2 protein-coding genes are annotated in these 901 nt (G+C 35.0%); both read left to right on the top strand.

Annotation, left to right across the window (positions count from 1 at the left end):
- Positions 1–244: 244 nt before the first annotated feature.
- On the top strand, positions 245–658 hold the full coding sequence (locus GC098_RS30205) for a hypothetical protein (RefSeq protein ID WP_171647188.1): 414 nt from the start codon (positions 245–247) through the stop codon (positions 656–658).
- A gap of 79 nt (positions 659–737) precedes the next feature.
- Entirely contained in the window at positions 738–896 is a 159-nt protein-coding gene (locus tag GC098_RS30210; RefSeq protein ID WP_171647190.1) for a hypothetical protein, read from the top strand.
- The last annotated feature ends 5 nt before the right edge of the window (positions 897–901 follow it).

Below are 901 nucleotides of genomic sequence, written 5' to 3' on the forward strand. Positions count from 1 at the left end.
TCGTCCTCACCCAAATGGATAGTTGAAAGGATATTAGCCGGAATACAGAATAAGCAATGGGATTAACTGGCGTTACGCTAACGGATAACGATAGTTCAATCACGATATGACGGCAGCCGGCACACGATCGGCTGCCGTTGTCAATTGAAGTAACGGGCAGTTTAATTCAGTAAGTATTGATAATTTATGAATGTTAAATCCAACAAATATATGGTAAAATATGGGTGAAAGGATGTGGTTAGAAATGATAAAGAAATTTTTCATTAGTTCTGTTGGGATTGCATTGTTCTCTGTATTACTAATTGGATTTGTTTATTCTCGACAATTATCCGATGATAACGAATCTATTTCTCAAGAGAAATCATCTATTAGTAAGGAAATTCTAATAGGTAACGTTGTTACGGCAAAACCAGTCTCTAGTCCGAATCTCCTAAGGTATAGTATTGTTGCAAATCCAAATGATGAAGTTCACGTCACATTTCAAAAAATGAATGCCAATGAAAAATACGAGGATATTCTTTCTTTTGATGAAAGCTTATCTAATGAGGGAGTAAGTCAAGAGCATCAGTACAAGGAAGCAGGTAAGTATAAGATAATTATTGAGGACAAGTCCAATAATACTACTGCTATACATACTATTGTTGTTCCTGAGAATTAGGATGTTGGTTGTTCGCAGAACCCTACTAATGGAAAACTATAGCTTCATAATCACAAGTTTAAAAAAGGAGTTGTGTGTTATGCAAAAAGCAATACTTGTTAGTTACTTGACTGACAAAAAGAATAATTTAGAAGAACTAAATGATTTGTTATCTCAGGGATGGAAAGTAGTTAGTCAAAGTTCTATGGGAGGTGGTGGAATGAATACGGTCCATTCTCTCGTAATACTCGAAAAATAGCTATT

The organism is Paenibacillus phytorum (assembly GCF_013141715.1).
GTDB classification, from domain to species: Bacteria; Bacillota; Bacilli; order Paenibacillales; family NBRC-103111; genus Paenibacillus_E; species Paenibacillus_E phytorum.

What these genes read in the sequence shown, in the direction of transcription:
- GC098_RS30210 (WP_171647190.1), top strand. Translation starts at nt 738, where the DNA reads ATGCAAAAAGCAATACTTGTTAGTTACTTGACTGACAAAAAGAATAAT.
- GC098_RS30205 (WP_171647188.1), top strand. Translation starts at nt 245, where the DNA reads ATGATAAAGAAATTTTTCATTAGTTCTGTTGGGATTGCATTGTTCTCT.